The organism is Collinsella sp. i05-0019-G5 (genome assembly GCF_042851345.1).
Taxonomy (GTDB): Bacteria; Actinomycetota; Coriobacteriia; order Coriobacteriales; family Coriobacteriaceae; genus Collinsella.
In genome coordinates, this window is the sequence record NZ_AP031421.1 from 2,341,737 (window position 1) to 2,358,976 (window position 17,240).

16 protein-coding genes and 1 rRNA gene are annotated in these 17,240 nt (G+C 59.9%); 1 reads left to right on the forward strand and 16 read right to left on the reverse strand.

Annotated features, from left to right (window positions below):
- Positions 1-273: 273 nt before the first annotated feature.
- From ACGHIZ_RS10935 to ACGHIZ_RS10950, 4 genes are all read right to left on the reverse strand, one after another.
- Positions 274-1,779: ribosomal RNA gene (locus ACGHIZ_RS10935) — 16S ribosomal RNA — on the reverse strand.
- Positions 1,780-2,185: 406 nt separating this feature from the next.
- Positions 2,186-3,586, reverse strand: coding sequence for a phosphoglucomutase/phosphomannomutase family protein (locus tag ACGHIZ_RS10940; RefSeq protein ID WP_390448030.1), 1,401 nt, complete (start codon positions 3,584-3,586; stop codon positions 2,186-2,188).
- A gap of 159 nt (positions 3,587-3,745) precedes the next feature.
- The gene (locus tag ACGHIZ_RS10945; protein WP_035138801.1) at positions 3,746-4,639 is read right to left on the reverse strand and encodes a homocysteine S-methyltransferase family protein; all 894 of its coding nucleotides are present in this window, start codon (positions 4,637-4,639) and stop codon (positions 3,746-3,748) included.
- A 10-nt stretch (positions 4,640-4,649) separates the two neighbouring features.
- Positions 4,650-5,072, reverse strand: a complete 423-nt coding sequence (locus tag ACGHIZ_RS10950; RefSeq protein ID WP_035138800.1) for a metal-dependent transcriptional regulator — start codon at positions 5,070-5,072, stop codon at positions 4,650-4,652.
- 120 nt (positions 5,073-5,192) lie between these two features.
- On the opposite strand from ACGHIZ_RS10950, the gene pepT reads away from it, so the two are divergent.
- The gene (gene pepT / locus ACGHIZ_RS10955; RefSeq protein ID WP_390448033.1) at positions 5,193-6,440 is read left to right on the forward strand and encodes a peptidase T; all 1,248 of its coding nucleotides are present in this window, start codon (positions 5,193-5,195) and stop codon (positions 6,438-6,440) included.
- Positions 6,441-6,691: 251 nt separating this feature from the next.
- Here the strand turns inward: pepT and ACGHIZ_RS10960 are convergent, their stop codons facing one another.
- The 12 genes from ACGHIZ_RS10960 to upp all read right to left on the reverse strand — a co-directional run bounded on the left by ACGHIZ_RS10960 (position 6,692) and on the right by upp (position 17,125).
- Positions 6,692-7,843 carry an LCP family protein gene (locus tag ACGHIZ_RS10960; RefSeq protein WP_390448036.1) on the reverse strand — a complete coding sequence of 384 codons (1,152 nt, stop codon included), beginning with the start codon at positions 7,841-7,843 and terminating at the stop codon, positions 6,692-6,694.
- A 96-nt stretch (positions 7,844-7,939) separates the two neighbouring features.
- Positions 7,940-9,223, reverse strand: a complete 1,284-nt coding sequence (gene murA / locus ACGHIZ_RS10965) for a UDP-N-acetylglucosamine 1-carboxyvinyltransferase (protein ID WP_390448039.1) — start codon at positions 9,221-9,223, stop codon at positions 7,940-7,942.
- A gap of 88 nt (positions 9,224-9,311) precedes the next feature.
- Positions 9,312-9,704, reverse strand: a complete 393-nt coding sequence (gene atpC, locus ACGHIZ_RS10970) for an ATP synthase F1 subunit epsilon (protein WP_055286336.1) — start codon at positions 9,702-9,704, stop codon at positions 9,312-9,314.
- Between the two features lie 3 nt (positions 9,705-9,707).
- Positions 9,708-11,162 carry a F0F1 ATP synthase subunit beta gene (gene atpD, locus ACGHIZ_RS10975; RefSeq protein WP_118081617.1) on the reverse strand — a complete coding sequence of 485 codons (1,455 nt, stop codon included), beginning with the start codon at positions 11,160-11,162 and terminating at the stop codon, positions 9,708-9,710.
- Entirely contained in the window at positions 11,162-12,070 is a 909-nt protein-coding gene (gene atpG, locus ACGHIZ_RS10980; protein ID WP_006235716.1) for an ATP synthase F1 subunit gamma, read from the reverse strand. The genes atpD and atpG overlap by 1 nt, the downstream gene beginning before the upstream one ends.
- Positions 12,071-12,075: 5 nt before the next feature.
- Positions 12,076-13,674, reverse strand: coding sequence for a F0F1 ATP synthase subunit alpha (atpA, locus tag ACGHIZ_RS10985; protein ID WP_390399174.1), 1,599 nt, complete (start codon positions 13,672-13,674; stop codon positions 12,076-12,078).
- Entirely contained in the window at positions 13,674-14,150 is a 477-nt protein-coding gene (locus ACGHIZ_RS10990; RefSeq protein WP_390448043.1) for a FoF1 ATP synthase subunit delta, read from the reverse strand. The genes atpA and ACGHIZ_RS10990 overlap by 1 nt, the downstream gene beginning before the upstream one ends.
- A complete protein-coding gene (gene atpF, locus ACGHIZ_RS10995) occupies positions 14,140-14,742 on the reverse strand; it encodes a F0F1 ATP synthase subunit B (RefSeq protein WP_006235712.1) in 603 nt (200 codons plus the stop codon). Before atpF ends, ACGHIZ_RS10990 begins: the two co-directional genes overlap by 11 nt.
- 15 nt (positions 14,743-14,757) lie before the next feature.
- A complete protein-coding gene (locus ACGHIZ_RS11000; protein ID WP_022094262.1) occupies positions 14,758-14,952 on the reverse strand; it encodes an ATP synthase subunit C in 195 nt (64 codons plus the stop codon).
- 125 nt (positions 14,953-15,077) lie between these two features.
- Positions 15,078-15,881: a F0F1 ATP synthase subunit A gene (gene atpB, locus ACGHIZ_RS11005; protein WP_022094263.1), complete on the reverse strand. Its 804-nt coding sequence runs from the start codon at positions 15,879-15,881 to the stop codon at positions 15,078-15,080.
- A gap of 3 nt (positions 15,882-15,884) precedes the next feature.
- Positions 15,885-16,196, reverse strand: a complete 312-nt coding sequence (locus ACGHIZ_RS11010; protein ID WP_138375267.1) for a hypothetical protein — start codon at positions 16,194-16,196, stop codon at positions 15,885-15,887.
- Between the two features lie 281 nt (positions 16,197-16,477).
- Positions 16,478-17,125, reverse strand: a complete 648-nt coding sequence (upp, locus tag ACGHIZ_RS11015) for a uracil phosphoribosyltransferase (protein ID WP_022094265.1) — start codon at positions 17,123-17,125, stop codon at positions 16,478-16,480.
- Positions 17,126-17,240: the final 115 nt, after the last annotated feature.

Consider the following 17,240-nt stretch of genomic DNA (forward strand, 5'->3'; position numbering starts at 1 on the left):
CGATCAGATGCTCCTCACTCATTAATAAGTGAATTCTTCTTGTTTGGATCGGATGAATGATTGCTATCATTCTGTCTGATAAATCGCAGAAAAGAATCGAGTCTGGAAGAGAATCTCTTCCATCTCTCTCCTATCGCTATGCGGCTCTCAAGGTACGCGGGTGCGACCCCGGGGACCGGGTGCTGCGGGGAATCATCCAGGCGACATCTACCGGACGGGCTCCTGCCCTCCATTCGAGTTAAAGTATGTCTCTCTAAGAACGTATCTCCCTAGAAAGGAGGTGATCCAGCCGCACCTTCCGGTACGGCTACCTTGTTACGACTTCACCCCCCTCACCCTCCACACCTTCGGCGCCTCCCCCCTTGCGGTTGGGCCGGCGACTTCGGGTGCAGACGACTCGGGTGGTGTGACGGGCGGTGTGTACAAGGCCCGGGAACGCATTCACCGCGGCATGCTGATCCGCGATTACTAGCAACTCCGACTTCATGGGGGCGGGTTGCAGCCCCCAATCCGAACTGGGGCCGGCTTTCCGGGATCCGCTCCCCCTCGCGGGGTGGCATCCCTCTGTACCGGCCATTGTAGCACGTGTGCAGCCCAGGGCATAAGGGGCATGATGACTTGACGTCGTCCCCGCCCTCCTCCGCCTTGACGGCGGCGGTCCCGCGTGGGTTCCCGGCATCACCCGATGGCAACACGCGGCGGGGGTTGCGCTCGTTGCGGGACTTAACCCAACATCTCACGACACGAGCTGACGACAGCCATGCACCACCTGTATGGGCTCCTCTCGGCCACGGGGTCTCCCCCGCTTCACCCATATGTCAAGCCCTGGTAAGGTTCTTCGCGTTGCTTCGAATTAAGCCACATGCTCCGCTGCTTGTGCGGGCCCCCGTCAATTCCTTTGAGTTTTAGCCTTGCGGCCGTACTCCCCAGGCGGGACGCTTAATGCGTTGGCTGCGGCACGGGGGGATCGTCCCCCCACACCTAGCGTCCATCGTTTACGGCTGGGACTACCAGGGTATCTAATCCTGTTCGCTCCCCCAGCTTTCGCGCCTCAGCGTCGGTCTCGGCCCAGAGGGCCGCCTTCGCCACCGGTGTTCCACCCGATATCTGCGCATTCCACCGCTACACCGGGTGTTCCACCCTCCCCTACCGGACCCAAGCCGCGGAGGTTCCGGGGGCTTCGGGGGGTTGAGCCCCCCGCTTCGACCCCCGGCCTGCCGGGCCGCCTACGCGCGCTTTACGCCCAATGAATCCGGATAACGCTCGCCCCCTACGTATTACCGCGGCTGCTGGCACGTAGTTAGCCGGGGCTTCTTCTGCAGGTACAGTCTTGACTCTTCCCTGCTGAAAGCGGTTTACGACCCGAAGGCCTCCGTCCCGCACGCGGCGTCGCTGCGTCAGGGTTCCCCCCATTGCGCAAGATTCCCCACTGCTGCCTCCCGTAGGAGTCTGGGCCGTGTCTCAGTCCCAATCTGGCCGGTCGGTCTCTCAACCCGGCTACCCGTTGTCGGCACGGTGGGCCGTCACCCCGCCGTCTACCTGATGGGCCGCGGAGCCATCCCCTCCCGTCGGGGCTTTAGCCGGGGTGCCATGCGGCACCCCGGGGTATCCGGTATTACCCGTCCTTTCGGGCGGCTATCCCGGGGGAGGGGGCAGGTTCTCCACGTGTTACTCAGCCGTTCGCCACTCGCTTCTATCCGAAGATAGGTGCCGTTCGACTTGCATGTGTTAGGCGCGCCGCCAGCGTTCATCCTGAGCCAGGATCGAACTCTCCGTCCAAAATAAATGGGCTTCGAGCCCGTCCGGTCCTCACAACTATTAGCTGATCGGTTCCGTTCGATTCATATGGTTCTATTAGATAGGAAAAGGAATTTCTCGGGGCCGCCTCTCGGCGGCCTTGCGAAAAACAAATCCAAGTTAGACCATTTCAAATGGTTCGATGTCTGCCCGGATGCGACACTCGGAAGTGTCCATCCTCGCAGTATCCGGTTCTCAAGGTGCACGCCCCGCGGCTCATCCGGTCCGACCGGGCCGCGCGGCAAGGAGATATATTGCCAGACCGGAGGGGCCCCGGGGGCGGGAATCTGGGCGTACACATTTCCTACACATCTTGTGATCCGACTAACGTTTGCCAGCCGTTAACTACCGCTCGCCGAGCATCTCTTTATATAAGGCAGTCTCATGGTTAAAGCGGATACGTCCCCCTAGCTAAAGCACAGCCAGCATCGAGCAACTCATCACGTTCTTCCACCGAGAACCCCTCGGCGTAGACGCGCACCACTGGTTCGGTCCCGCTAGGACGGACCAGCAGCCACGTGTCATCCTCGAATGACAGACGCAAGCCGTCCATATGACTAACGTTTTGCGGCACCTTGCCACAAAACGACTTGGGGTTTACGCCCGGCAGCAGGGTTCGTAACGTTTCGGCATCTTCGGCCTCAAGGCGCAAATCGCGTCGACCGTAACTCGTCTTACCAAAACTGTCCTCGAGTTGGTCGACCAGAACGCCCAAAGGCGCGTCCGTCTTTGCCATAAGCTCACACAGAATCAGACAGGCGAGGATTCCATCGCGCTCGGGCATATGCGCGGCGATGCCGATACCACCGGCTTCTTCGCCGCCTATGAGGACGCCGCCCTTCTTCATCTCCGCCGCTATATATTTGAAACCGACTGGTTTGACGGTCACGCGGCAGCCAAGCGCCTCGGCAATGCGACGTACGAGCGTCGAGCATGAAAGATTGACGACGACGCGCCCCTCCAAATTACGAAATTGAACCAAGTCGCCCAAAACGAGCGCCATGATCTGATGCGGATGTATATATCTGCCGCGCTCGTCAACCGCGCCGATACGGTCGGCGTCGCCGTCGGTCACCAGGCCAGCGCAAGCTCCGTCCTCGATAACCGTGCGCTCGCAAGCGTCCACCCAAGGTTCAACGGGGTCGGGGCAGATATCTTCTTGGTCAGACGCCTGCCCGGCGTGAATCTCGTGCGCCTCAACGCCAAGCTCGCGCAGCAAGTCGGCTAGATAGCCCTGGGCTGCGCCGCCCATGGGATCGACAACCACGCGCAGGTGCGCGGCGCGGATGGCTTCGGCATCGACAAATGATGCCACCGCCTGCATATAGTCAGGAATGATATCCGCGGTGCGATATTGCCCCTCGATCCCCATTGGCTCGGGAGCCATGGTCTCTTCGAGCTCTTCGATGACATCCTGGTTGGCGGTTGAGCCGTCACCCATGCGAATCTTGAGGCACAGATAACCCTGCGGATGATGGGACCCCGTCACCATGAGCGCGCCGCACGCCTCACCGTCATAAGCCGCCGCCCACGTAAGGGCAGGGGTCGGAACAGGTCGCGAAGCGAGCACGGCGTCCAGCCCGTGCGCTGCTAGCACGCCCGCCGCAAGTTCAGCGAACTCGCTCGCCAGGGGCCGGGTGTCGAACCCTATATATACTGTTTTGCCCGGATTGGTCTTTTGCCACAACTCGCCGACGGCATCGGCGATACGAGCAACGTTATCGGCAGTGAAGTCCTCATCGACGCGAGCGCGCCAACCGTCAGTTCCAAAATGAATTATCGCGCACACGCGCAGACACCTCACAGTGTTTGGATCATGGTACGCATGGGGTATACCCGCAACATGCACTCGGCAACCTGCCGGCACCAGCATTCACCATTTGGGCAAATGCTGCCGAGGACATGCAAGCAATAAAAAAAACCGCCCCGTATGGAGCGGTTTTGCCCTTTATATATCGAGCGCCTCGGCCATCGCGGCCGTAGTGATTGCCGTGGTTCCACAGCAACTGCCCACCATTGCGGCACCGGCATGTCTCCATTCGATGCATGCGCGCGCGAAAGCTTCGGGGTTCTCGTGCCATACGGGGCCATCCTGAGTCTGGACCGGATCGCCTACGTTGGGACGCACCGTGACGGGAGTAGTCGCCGATGCAACCATCCTGGGCACCGCCGCGTTCGCGGCCGCAAGCGAACAGCAATTAACACCAACCGAGTTTGCGCCGTGTTTTTCGGCGTACAAAACGGCCGCCTCGATGTTGAGGCCATCGCCCAACAGGTCGCCTTTATCGTCAACGACAAAACTCACCAGAACAGGCATGCCGTCGGCGGCATCTCGGGCGCCGGCAAGCATGGGCTGCAAATTACGGATAGACGTCACCGTCTCGATCAGCAGACCGTCAACGCCGGCATTGAGCAAGGCGTGCGCCTGTTCGCGCGCAATGCCTCGGATTTCACGATACTCGGCAGAGTCCTCGGCAAACCACTCAATACCGATCGGGCCCATCGAGCCCAGCAGCAGTTGCGGGTGCGCCTGGCGGGCATCGTCGACGGCCCCGCGATTGACCTCCGCCACGGACGGCGCAATCTGATCGTGCTTGAGGGCATAGCTCGATGCCTGAAAGGTGTTGGTAATGAGCACCTGCGCGCCGGCGGCGACATACAAGCGATGAATACGAGAAACGGTCTGCGGCTCTGCCAGATTCCAAAACGCCGGTGGAATGTCGGCGGCATCGTACTCACTCAATAGAACACTGCCCATGGGGCCCTGCGCCAACAAGGTCTCGCTCGACAAGCGGCGCGTAAGTTCCTCGGCACCAAAGCGGTTGTAATAACTCGTATCCATATATATCCCGCTATTCCTCGACGCTGATTCCCTGCTTTTCGAGATAGGCGAGCCAGCGGTTCATCGTGTCCTCGGATAGCGCATGCTCCATCATGCAGGCCTCGGAATCGGCTCGCTCAAATTCGACACCGAGCTCCTGAACCAAAAACGTGCGGATGAGGCGATGACGGTACCAGATAGCCGTACCAACCTCGCGGCCGCGATCGGTCAGGACTACCTTGCCGTAGTGCGATTGCTCGACAAGTTCGGATGCTTTGAGCGCCGAAACCGCTTTATTGACCGATGCCTTGGAGACGCCAAGGCGCTGCGCGATGTCGACCGATCGCACGCCGTTGGTTTCCCCCTCTTCGCTTTCAATGCGAACCATGCACTCCAAGTAGTCTTCGTTCGCCACCGTCAGATGTAGTTCGCGCGAGCTATTTGTCGTATCCATGATCTTCCGTCCCTTCTGCATTCATTGGCTGATTCTACCCCATCCAAGCGTCGCGGTATGCCGTGGCATACCGTGCTAGAGTTCTTGTTGCACACGACGACCAAGATTGGAGCGGTCTTTATGGAAAACACCACCACGAACCCCGATGTCCTCGAGCGCTTTTTGCGCTACGTCCAGATCAACACGCAGTCCGAGGATGCAAACTGCGACCAGGTACCCTCGAGCGCCGTTCAGTTTGACCTTGCCAACGTGCTGGCTGAAGAGCTGCGCGAGCTTGGTGCGGAAGATGCCCACGTGACCGAGCATGCCTATGTCTGCGCGCATATCCCCGCAAGTGTGGGCGCTGAGGACAAGCCCGCCCTGGGCCTGATCGCCCATCTCGACACCACCGAAGTTGCACCGGGCGCCGGCGTGAAGCCGCACATCGTGCACTACGAAGGCGGCGACCTGGTCTGCGGCACGGTTGACGGTAAGCCCGTTGCCATGAGTACCGCCAAGCTTCCCGCCCTGAACGACCTCGCGGGTGAGGACCTGGTCTGCAGCGATGGCACCACGCTGCTGGGCGCGGACGACAAGGCAGGCGTCGCCGAGATCATGTCGCTTGTCGCGCGTATCGCTCAGGACCCTTCTCTGCCCCATCCCGCACTCGGCATTTGCTTCTGCCCTGACGAGGAGATCGGCCACGGAGCCGAGCTGTTGGATATCGATACCTTTGGCTGCAAGTATGCCTACACGGTCGACGGTGGCCCCATCGGCGAGCTGGAGTGGGAGTGCTTTAATGCCGCTGAGGCGACCGTCTGCTTTGAGGGCCAGTCCATCCACCCGGGCGACGCCAAAGGCCGTATGGTTAACGCAGGCAATCTGTTCTGCGACTTCAACGCGTTGCTCCCCTACGTGCAGCGCCCGGAGTATACGGAAAGCTACGAGGGCTTTTATCACCTTGAGGGTGTATCTGCAACCGTCGATCACGCCACAGCGCGCTATATCGTCCGCGACCATGACGCAGCCAAGTTCCAGCAGAAACTCGACCTTATTGATGCCGCCGCCTCGATGCTCAACCAGCGCTTGGGTGACAAGCGCGTGACGGTCGAGATTAAGCAGCAGTATCGAAATATGGCCGAGATCGTTCGTGACTATCCCGAGCTTATTGATGTTGCCAAGGAAGCCTACCTTGCCTGCGGCGTTGAGCCCCAAGTGCTGCCGATTCGCGGCGGCACCGACGGCGCGCAGCTGTCGTTCCGCGGTCTGCCCTGCCCCAACCTTTCCACCGGCGGCTATTGCTACCACGGCGTCAACGAGTTTGTCCCGGTCAGTTCGCTCGTCAAGATGACCGACGTCCTGCAGGAGCTCGTCGCCCGTTTCGCATAAGCCTGGCTGCATAAGCCCAAAAGACGAATCGCCCCGTCCTCTACAGAGAACGGGGCGGTTTTTGATACAAGGGGAGTAGTCAACATCGCAGGTTGAGCCAACGTCAGCGAGCGACGTCCAAGGCGAACAAGTTGGCATGAAAAAGGCAGGGCATTGACCTTCTGGTCATGCCCTGCCTTTTGAATGACAAATTGTCGCCTTGGGCGGCGCGCAGCGTCGAGTCGTTACGGCGTTTGGTAAAACGCCGTAACTTAGTAGTTGGCCTCGTAACCGTTGCCGTCGCCGGTGGGCTGTTCGTAGTAGTCCGAATCGCTCGAATCGCTTGAGCCATCGGAATCGTCAGAGCTGACCGATGAGGTTGCGGTGCCGTTTGCGTAGTCGTCAGACGTGTTGTTGCTGAGGTCGCCGATCGTAGAGCTGGAGCCGTCGGAAAGACCCATGGTGTTGGGACCCTTGGGATCCTTGCCGGCATCGACGCGCTCCATCATTTCCTTGAGCTCGTCCTCGTAGACAAAGACGTAGCTCACACCGTCAATCATGGTGCTGTCGTCGGCGTACGAAGGCAGGTTGGCCGAGTAGATACCGTCGACATCCATACCGCGCATGGCGTTGACCGTAGAGACGATATCCTGAACGCTCATATCGGTCACGAGCATATCGGACAGCGAATTAACCAGGCCAAAGATCTTCGTGGCATCGAAGTTATTGAGAATCTGGTTGGCAAGGGCGCCAAGCACCTGACGCTGGTGGCGCATGCGCGTGTAATCGCCGTCGGCATAGGTGTAGCGGCAGCGGGCATAGGTAAGGGCGGTGGCACCGTCCATATGCTGCTGGCCAGCGGTAATCTTAATATCCAGGTGCTCGGGGTCGTCAACATCATCGGTTGCGTTAATGTCGATACCGCCAACCGAATCAATCAGCGCCTGCATACCGTCGAAGCTGACCTCGGCATAGTGGGAAATCTGAACACCGCACAGCTCGTTGACCGCCTCGACCATGGCCTCGGCGCCGCCAACGGTATGGCAGGCGTTGATCTTCATGGTCTCGCCCTTGTACACGACCTTGGTGTCGCGCGGAACGGAAATGAGCGTCGCCTGCTTTTGCGTGGGGTCGATGCGTGCCAGGATAATCGAGTCGGCACGATACGTATCCTCGCCCGGACGGCCGTCGGTGCCAAGAAGCAGCACGTAGAACGGATCCTTTGCTTCATCGGTGTCAACCAGAACCCGACGCAGATTGTCGGTAATGACATTAGAATCGCCGAGCTTGCCCATAATGGTGGCAAACCACAGGCCGGCAGCGGTAGTGGCGCTCAGTAGCACGCCAAGCACGACAATGAGCGCGACGTGGCGAATCGTGTGGCTACGACGACGTTGGCGAGCTCGCTCGGAATAACGAGCCACGTTATCGCGACTGTAGATCTTGGCCTGCGCACCAGTTGAGGGTCTTCGGGTGGTGGTATCCGCGAGGGGCTTTTTATTAAACATAGGCAACCTGTATTAGTAGATGACGGGATCGGGGACGGTAGCATGCTCGACATGCGCGCCAAGCGCCTGCAGCTTTTCGACAAACTGCTCGTAGCCGCGCTTGATGTGATGGATAGCCGAAACCTCGGTCGTCCCGTCGGCGATCAAGCCCGCTACGACGAGGGCCGCTCCGCCGCGCAGATCGGGCGAGGTAACCTGTGCACCCGAGAAGCCCTTGACGCCATGAATCATGGCATGATGGCTCTCGATACGAATGTCGGCACCCATGCGCACCAGCTCAGAGGCAAACATAAAGCGATTCTCGAAGATGTTTTCGGTAATAACGGAACTGCCGTCGGCAAGGGCGGAGAGCACCATAATCTGCGCCTGCATGTCGGTCGGGAAACCGGGGAACGGAAGCGTCTGGATGTCGACCGGCTTGATACGCTCGGCACGGTTCACATGGACGCCATCCTCGACGCGCTCGCAGTCGATACCCATGAGCTCCATCTTCTTGAGCACCATGCCCAAGTGAATGGGGCAAAAGCCCGTGACATCGACACCGCGATCGTCGGCCATCAACGCACCGGCAACGATAAAGGTACCGGCCTCGATGCGGTCGCCCACCACGCGATGGGTAACGGGATGGAGCTCTTCCACGCCTTCGATAGTCACGACGGGCGTACCGGCGCCAACAATCTTGGCGCCCATCTCGTTGAGCATGTTAGCGAGATCGACGATCTCGGGCTCGCGGGCGGCATTGTCGATAACCGTGGTGCCCTGTGCGCGCACAGAGGCCATGATGAGGTTCTCGGTCGCACCGACGCTGGCGAACTCGAGCGTGACGGTGGTACCGCGCAGACCTTGGGGCGCATTAGCGTTGATGTAGCCGTGGGCGGTGTCGAACTCGACGCCCAGAGCCTCGAGACCCAAGATATGCATATCGATCTTGCGAGCACCCAGGTTGCAGCCGCCCGGCATGGCGATCTTGGCGCGATGGAAACGACCCAGCAGGGGACCCATCACAGCCGTGGAGGCGCGCATCTTGGCGACAAGCTCGTAGGGCGCCTCCCAAGAATCGACCTGGGAGGTATCGATCTCGAGCGTGTGCTCGTCGAGAACATCGATCGTAGCGCCCATGCCCTTGAGCACCTTGCCCATCACGTGGACATCGGAAATATCGGGCACGTTCCGCAGCGTCGTCTTGCCCGGCGCCAGAAGCGTTGCCGCCATAAGTTTGAGCGCGGAGTTCTTAGCACCCGAGACAGGCACGGAACCTCCGATGGCGTGGCCACCCTCAACGCGGATAATATCCAAGGTCTACCCTTTCAAAAAGCATGCCCGGGGTGGCTGGGCCATCCCGGGCATGATGTGTTCGCAAATGGTCGAACGCTAAAACGTTTGACTATTGGGCAAGCTTGAGCTTACACCATGCGATTTCATTATAGAGGTAGGCGCGGCGTGCATCATCCTCCGACAAATTACCCAGCTTCTCTTCAAAACCTTGAATATCAGCTTTAACCTTGTCGGCGTCGACGGTCGCCAAATCGCAAGCGCGCTCGGCGAGGACGGTCACGACATCTTCCGCAACCTGGGCATAGCCGCCGGCCACGGCAAACGTGTGGTCGACAGTGCCCATGGCCTTATCGGAAACGCGAACGTAACCGCGGTCGATCGTGCAGATTTCGCTGGAGTGAGCAGGTAAAACGCCAAACTCGCCATCCGTAGACGGAATCGACACAAACGCAGCGTCACCCTCATAGGCGAGGCTCACGGGGCACACGATGCGGATACGCATAACCTACTTCTCCTCCATCTTGCGGGCGCGCTCGCGCACGTCCTCAATCGTGGAGGCATAGCGGAATGCCTGCTCGGGCAGGTCATCGGCCTTGCCGTCGACAATCTCGGCGAAGGAGCGGACGGTATCCTCGACACGGACGTAGACGCCGGGGTTGCCGGTGAACTTCTCGGCAACGTGGAAGGACTGCGAGAGGAACTGCTGGATCTTACGAGCACGGTTGACCGTAAGGCGCTGCTCCTCGGACAGCTCGTCCATACCCAGAATGGCGATGATGTCCTGAAGGTCGGAGTACTCCTGCAGGAGCTCCTGGACCTTGACGGCAACACGGTAGTGCTCCTCGCCGACGATCGAGGGATCGAGAGCGTCCGAAGAAGACGCGAGCGGGTCGATAGCCGGGAACAGGCCGAGCGACGAAATGCTACGCGAAAGAACCGTGGTGGCGTCGAGGTGCGTAAACGTCGTGGCAGGCGCCGGGTCGGTCAGGTCGTCTGCAGGGACATAGACAGCCTGGACGGAGGTAATGGAGCCCGTCTTGGTCGAGGTAATGCGCTCCTGGAGGTCACCCATCTCGGTAGCCAGCGTGGGCTGGTAACCGACGGCGGACGGCATACGGCCCAGCAGTGCGGAAACCTCGGAACCTGCCTGGGAGAAGCGGAAAATGTTGTCGATGAACAGCAGAACGTCCTGGCCGCGATCGCGGAAGTACTCAGCGGTGGTAAGGCCGGCCAGACCGATGCGCAGACGCGCTCCGGGCGGCTCGTTCATCTGACCATAGACCAAGCAGGTCTTGTCGATAACGCCCGACTCGCTCATCTCGAGATAAAGGTCGGTACCCTCACGGGTACGCTCGCCGACACCGGTGAACACCGAGGTGCCGCCATGCTCCTGGGCGAGGTTGTTAATGAGTTCCTGAATCAGAACGGTCTTGCCGACGCCGGCGCCGCCGAACAGACCCGTCTTGCCGCCACGGATGTAGGGCTCGAGCAGGTCAACGGCCTTGATGCCGGTTTCGAAGATCTCGGTCTTGGTGGTGAGCTCGTCGAAGCGGGGCGCTGCGTGGTGGATGGGATAGAACTCCTCCACCTCGGGCATAGGCTTGCCGTCGACGGGCTTGCCCATGACGTTCCAAATGCGGCCGAGTGTCTTGGGACCAACGGGCATCTTCATGGGCTCACCGGTATCGGTGGCAATGAGACCACGCTGCAGACCGTCGGTCGAGGACATGGCGACCGTGCGGACGACGCCGCCCGGAAGCTGGCTCTCAACCTCGAGGATCGTGCTCAGGTGACCGATCGGGGTCTCGGCCTCGACCGTGAGCGCGTTGTAGATCGGGGGCACCGCACCGTCAAACTTGACGTCGACGACAGGGCCGATGATACGCACGATGCGACCATCACCGGCAGTCGTCTTCTTGGTGGCTTCCTCGACCGCAAGCTTTACGGTGTTATTAGCCATTACTGTTCCTCCAATGCTGAGGCTCCGCCGACGATCTCGTTAATCTCGGTCGTGATCGAAGCCTGGCGCACGCGACTATACGTGCGGGTAAGGGTCGAGATGATCGCGGTGGCGTTTTCCGTCGCGGAGTGCATGGCCTTGCGACGTGCACCCTGCTCGGCAGCCGCCGAATCGATCAGGGCCTGGTAGATGACCGTCAGGATATACGACGGTACAAGCTTGCCGAGAACATGCTCGGGAGAGGGCACGAACTCGAACGTGGACGAGATGCGCTTAGGGGCGTCGGTCTCGTTCTTACGCGGACCGTGGGCCATAGCGATCATCTCGGGATCGAGCGGCAGCAAGTGCTCGACGCGAAGCTCCTGATCCACGCGGTTCTTGGCGTGGTGGTAGACAAGCTCGACGCGGTCAAGCTCGCCGGCACGATACGCATCGCAGATATGAGAGGAAATCATGCGAGCCTGATTAAAATCGGGCTCGGAGGAATTGCCCTCAAAGTGCATGACGACGTTTGCGCGGTCGCGGAAATACGTGGCCGGCTTACGTCCACACGCAATGATCTCGCACTCGATGCCATCGTTCGCCCAAGAAGCGGCGAGCTTTTCGGCCGTGCGCTCCACCGTCGTATTGAAACCGCCGGCAAGGCCGCGGTCCGAGGCAATAACGACAATCAGGCCATGCTTGACGCTCTCATGCTTCTGTAGCATGGGATCGGTGCCCGAGCAGGAGGCGTCGCCGGCGACCGTCAACATGACGTCGGTCAGCGCCTCCTTATAGGGCTCGGCCTGCTTGGAGCGATCGAGGGCACGACGGATCTTGGCCGTAGAGACCATCTCCATCGTGCGCGTGATCTGCTTGGTCGTGGTAACCGAGGAGATTCGCTTCTTAATGTCGCGAAGGTTGGCCATAGGGCTTAGTTCTCCTCTGATCCAGTCGTATCGGCATGGTGCTTGGCCATGAACTGCTGCTTGAAGTCACCGATAACGCGCAGAAGCTCAGCCTTGGTGTCATCGTCGATCTTCTTGGCGCGAACCTTATCGAGCAGCGAGCCAAAGCCGTTGTCCAGGTACTCGATAAGCTCAGCGCGGAAAGGCAGCACGTCGGCGATCTCCAGGTCGTCCAGGAAGCCCTCGTTGCCTGCAAACAGAACTGCAATCTGCTCGCCAACCTCAAACGGCTTGTAGCGCGGCTGCTTAAGGAGCTCAGTCATGCGAGCGCCGTGGGTAAGCTGCTTTTGCGTGGCCTCGTCGAGGTCGGAGCCGAACTGCGTAAAGCCGGCGAGCTCCTGGTACGAAGCGAGGTCAAGACGAAGATTGCCGGCAACCTGCTTCATGGCCTTGGTCTGTGCGTCGCCACCGACGCGGGACACGGAGATACCCACGTCGACTGCCGGGCGCTGGCCCTGGAAGAAGAGCTCGGACTGCAGGTAGATCTGACCATCGGTAATGGAAATGACGTTGGTCGGAATGTAGGCCGAGACGTCGCCGTCCTGGGTCTCGATGATCGGCAGAGCCGTCATGGAGCCGTAACCGTTCTTCTTGGACATCTTGACGGCACGCTCGAGCAGACGAGAGTGCAGGTAGAAGATGTCGCCAGGATAGGCCTCGCGTCCGGGCGGACGATGCAGCGTCAGCGACATCTGACGGTAGGCCACAGCCTGCTTGGACAGGTCGTCGTAGATGACGAGCACGTGGCCGCCGGGGTTGGTCTCGCTGGCGGGCTTGCCGTCCTCGCCGTTGTACATGAAGAACTCGCCGATAGCGGCACCGGCCATAGGCGCGATGTACTGCATAGGGGCGGAATCGGCAGCGGTTGCCGAAACGATGATGGTGTACTCGAGCGCACCGTGCTGAGCGAGGGTCTCGCGGATGTTGGCAACCGTGGAGGCCTTCTGGCCGATGGCGACATAGATGCAGACCATGCCCTTGCCGCGCTGATTGAGGATAGCGTCGATGGCAATGGCGGTCTTACCGGTCTTACGGTCGCCGATGATGAGCTCACGCTGACCACGGCCGATAGGCACCATGGAGTCGATGGCCAACAGACCGGTCTGAACCGGCTCGCACACCGGGGTACGGTCGATGACGCCGGGGGCCTTAAACTCGATAGGACGACGGTGCGTGGCGACAATGTCACCCAAACCGTCGATAGGCTGGCCGAGCGGATTGACGACGCGGCCGAGCATGGCACGGCTCACGGGGATATCCATAATGCGGCCAGTGGTGCGGCACTCGTCGCCTTCCTTGATGGAGTCGACGGCACCAAACAGAACGGCGCCGACCTCGTCACGGTCAAGGTTCTGGGCAAGGCCGAAGACGGTCTCACCGGTATCGGAGCTCTTGAACTCCAGAAGCTCGCCTGCCATGGCGCTCTTGAGGCCGGTGACGCGCGCGATGCCGTCGCCTACCTCGTCGACCGTTGAAACCTCATGCGTATCGACCGTCGCGGAGAGGCTCGTGAGCTGCTCCTGCAGTTTCTTGGCGATATCCTGGGCATTGAGGGTTTCGGACATTAGGCTTCACCTCCGTACGAATTAGCAGAGTTTGCGAGGGTCTCCTGCGCAACGCGCAGCTGCGTCTTGACGGAAATGTCACGACGCTCGCCGCGGGCCTCGAGCACCAGGCCGCCCACGATAGACGGGTCGACCTGCTCGATAAGGAATACCTTGCGGCCGAAGTCCTGCTCGCATTTCTTAGTGATGGTTTGACGCAGCTCGTCGTCGAGCGGGATCGCCGTGGTGACGGTCACGCCCACTACATCCTCGTCTTCCTCGGCAACATACTTAAAGGCAGCTGCCACCTTGGGAAGAAGGTCGAGCTGGTCGCGCTTGGACATGGTGTCGAGCACGGCGATGATCTCGGGGCTGGCAGAAGCCAAGCGCTCGACCATCTCGAGGTCCTCGAACACATGGTTCTCGGCCTTGGCGGCTTCCAAAAGGGAACGCGCGTAGGTCTCGAGCACCTTGTCCTGATAGCGGCTAGTCGGCATTCAGGCTACCTGCTTCCTGGATGTAGCGCTCGATGAGCTTCTTCTGCTCGGCATCGTCCTCGAGTGCCTCGCCCACGATCTTGGTGGCGACGGCAACGGACAGGTCGGCGATGGAGCTCGCGGCACCGGCGTAGATGGACTTGCGCTCGTCCTCGACGGTCGTATGGGCCTTGGCGATGATCTCCTCGGCCTCCTTGTGAGCAGCCTCGATGATACGGGCGCGCTCGGACTCGGCGTCCTTACGGGCCTCGAGAACGATGTCGGCAGCCTGACGACGGGCGTCGGTGACGATCGAGTCGGACTCAGCGCGCTTGGCGATAGCCTCCTGCTTGGTCTTCTCGGCCTCGTCGAGGCTCTCCTCGATCTTCTTGCCGCGCTCCTCCATGGTTTTCATGATGCCCGGCAGGGCGACCTTGGCCAGCACGATCCAGATGATCAGGAAGGCGATAAGTGCCGGGATGAACTCCGCCATCTTAGGGATGAGGATGTCCGCACCGGCAGCGCCGTCCTCGGCGAACGCGGAAACCGGCATGAGCAGCGCGGCCGCGGACGCGGAGAGTGCGATCGCGCTCTTCTGGGATGAAAGATTCATACTTGACGCTCCGTGCTATTTAACGATCAGCGCGACAACGAAGCCGATCAGAGCCAGAGCCTCGCCGAAGGCGGAGCCCATGATGAAGACGGTGAACACGCGGCCCTGGACCTCAGGCTGACGGGCCATAGCACCCGTAGCACCCAGAGCAGACAGGCCGATAGCAAGACCAGCGCCGATAACACCGAGACCGTAACCGATAACTCCCACGATTCCTCCTTTGTCGTGCGTGTCTTATTTCACGCAGGATAACCTTATTTATAACTGCCGGGCTCCATGGGTACGGGCACCAGCGGTTTAACGAATTGCCTTACCTTTAAGGCGCGAACGGAAGACTACTCCTCCTCCGCAACCTCCTCTGCCTCGGAGACATACACGGCGGTAAGGACCGTGAAGACATAAGCCTGGATGGCGCCGACTACAAGCTCGATCGCATAGATCAGGATGAGGATGGCAAGCCAGGCCAGCGAAGGCAGGGCGCCGACGGCGTGAGCCGCGGAAACCTGCTGAAGCAGCGGCTGCATGAACATGCTCGCCATGATGGCGAACGAGCCCATGACCACGTGTCCTGCGAACATGTTGCAGAACAGACGGACGGCAAGCGTGATGAGGCGCAGGAAGGTCGAGAAAAGCTCGACGACCCACACAAGCACGTTCATCGGGAAGCTCACGCCCTGCGGGGCGAGGCTCTTGATGTAGCCGATCACGCCGTGAGCCTTGCATCCGTAGTAGATGAAGTACACGAAGGCGAAGATGGCGAGCGCGGCGGTGGAGCCGATTGCGCCGGTGCCGGGCTTCATTCCCGGAATCAGGCCAATCATGTTATTGATCAGGATGAACAGGAAAAGCGAGCACAGGAACGGGAAGTGCTTCTTCCAGTTCTCACCCACGACGCCCTTGCCGATATCGTTCTCGACGTACTCGATGATGTACTCGAAACCGTTGACGAAGAAGCCCTTGGGAACCAGGGTCTGCTTCTTCTTGAACACGGCCAGGACGATCAGGAGCACGATCGTGGAGACGATCAGCCAAAACGAGTACTGCGTGATGCCGCAGCTCAGATCGCCCACGACAGGGGTGGAGCTGAACTCGCTGACCAGATGATTAATCTCATCAGGCAGCTTTTCAAAAATTTCCACGACTTACCTTTCGACCTCATGAGGATCTCGCAGCACCTTGGCGACGCGAACCGCGCAGGCGGCCATAAAGGCCACGAAGCCGATCGCCTCGCCCAGGAGGAACATGCGAAACGCCTCTCCGAACAACGCAAACACAACCAAGGTAAAGACGAGCAGGGCGATTGCCGAGACCGCCAGGCTCACCATACCCTTGAGCATGTCCGCATTCTGTTTATCGTCAAGAACCGGCTTGAGCGTAAAAACAAAGGGAAGAAAGGCGACCGCGCCCGCGATGGCGCCTGCAACGATAGCGAGCAGATCGGCTATCTGAAACACTGGCGTCCTCACTTTCTTTTTTTAACGCTTCCCAGAACAGTTCCCGCCAAACATTGGTGACTATTGTACGAGCCAATCGCTAAAGTACAACCGAAAAAGCATCGGTTAATACGCACCTGTTCGTTTTCTTAAGACCTTCTTTATGCCGCAGGTAGGTAATACGTTTTTCTCGAACCCCTCTGGGCTAAACGTCCGTTAACAGGAGTGCGCGCGGTCGCCTTTTGTTCGACCGCGCGCACCGTTTCTTCGTATTTGCAGCCGCGGCCGTCTTAGCCCAGCGACTAGAGCGTGCCGAAGATGCGGTCGCCGGCGTCGCCGAGGCCGGGAACGATGTAGGCGGCCTCGTTGAGATGGTCGTCGATAGCGCAGGTATAGATATGCACGTCGGGATCCTTCTCGGTCAGTGACTTGAGGCCCTCGGGGGCCGCGACGATGCACAGCATGCGAATGTCCTTGACGCCGCGCTCGCGCAGATAGCTGATGGCCATCTCGGCCGAGCCGCCCGTGGCGAGCATAGGGTCGACGACCAGACAGATACGCTGGTCGATATCCTTGGGCATCTTGCAGTAATACTCGTGAGGTTCATGGGTAACCTCGTCGCGCTCCATGCCGATGTGGCCCACGCGAGCGGAGGGCACCAGGTCGAGGATACCGTCGACCATGCCAAGGCCCGCACGCAGGATGGGCACGATGGCGAGTTTCTTGCCGGCAAGCTGTTTGAACGTGGCAGTAGTGATGGGGGTCTCGACCTCGACGTCTTCCATAGGCAGGTCGCGCATGGCCTCGTAGCCGTCAAAAAGCGCGAGTTCGCGCACGAGCTGACGGAACTGGTTGGTGCCGGTGTTTTTGTCGCGCAGGATCGACAGCTTGTGCTGGACGAGCGGATGATCGACAAGCGTCACACGGGACGCATCGTAGGTGACGGTCATGGGTTGATTGCCCCTTTCGTTGCAGCCGCAAAACGGCCTTGCTGACAAGGCGCGCAGCAATGTTGCCGCCGCACGCCATGCATAAGTTTAGCGGTTTGTTGTATCGAGCAGCCCA

Coding starts and splice junctions, on each gene's coding strand:
- ACGHIZ_RS10945 (WP_035138801.1), bottom strand. CDS start 4,639: ATGGATACGAGTTATTACAACCGCTTTGGTGCCGAGGAACTTACGCGC.
- ACGHIZ_RS10950 (WP_035138800.1), bottom strand. CDS start 5,072: ATGGATACGACAAATAGCTCGCGCGAACTACATCTGACGGTGGCGAAC.
- pepT (WP_390448033.1), top strand. CDS start 5,193: ATGGAAAACACCACCACGAACCCCGATGTCCTCGAGCGCTTTTTGCGC.
- atpC (WP_055286336.1), bottom strand. CDS start 9,704: ATGCGTATCCGCATCGTGTGCCCCGTGAGCCTCGCCTATGAGGGTGAC.
- atpD (WP_118081617.1), bottom strand. CDS start 11,162: ATGGCTAATAACACCGTAAAGCTTGCGGTCGAGGAAGCCACCAAGAAG.
- atpG (WP_006235716.1), bottom strand. CDS start 12,070: ATGGCCAACCTTCGCGACATTAAGAAGCGAATCTCCTCGGTTACCACG.
- atpA (WP_390399174.1), bottom strand. CDS start 13,674: ATGTCCGAAACCCTCAATGCCCAGGATATCGCCAAGAAACTGCAGGAG.
- ACGHIZ_RS10990 (WP_390448043.1), bottom strand. CDS start 14,150: ATGCCGACTAGCCGCTATCAGGACAAGGTGCTCGAGACCTACGCGCGT.
- atpF (WP_006235712.1), bottom strand. CDS start 14,742: ATGAATCTTTCATCCCAGAAGAGCGCGATCGCACTCTCCGCGTCCGCG.
- upp (WP_022094265.1), bottom strand. CDS start 17,125: ATGACCGTCACCTACGATGCGTCCCGTGTGACGCTTGTCGATCATCCG.